General features: G+C 66.9%; 1 protein-coding gene. It reads left to right on the top strand.

Going from position 1 to position 266, the window contains the following annotated elements:
* Window positions 1-51 precede the first annotated feature (51 nt).
* Window positions 52-266: hypothetical protein (locus tag AC5P1B_RS35955; protein WP_493892239.1), on the top strand; the 215-nt coding region annotated here is incomplete at its 3' end.

Below are 266 nucleotides of genomic sequence, written 5' to 3'. Positions count from 1 at the left end.
GCGTTGTCCGGCACCGGTGTTCCTGTCGATACCCATGACGACCTGGCGTCCTTGATCCACACTCTGGACACCGGCGCTCCCCCGCCACACACAGCGATCCTCAGCGTCCACCACTGGCACACCAACAACGAAGACCACCCCACCAGCACCAGCAGCGGCAGCGGCGGCCATCCCGCCGGAACGATCGCAGCAGCCCAGGAGACCGCCCAACACGTACGCACCGTGGCACACCGACTCCTGGCATGGGTCCAGGCATGGCTGGCCGA

The organism is Streptomyces sp. A01 (assembly GCF_059026195.1).
Note: the sequence above shows the minus strand (reverse complement) of the source record. Positions and strands in the feature narration are given on the sequence as shown.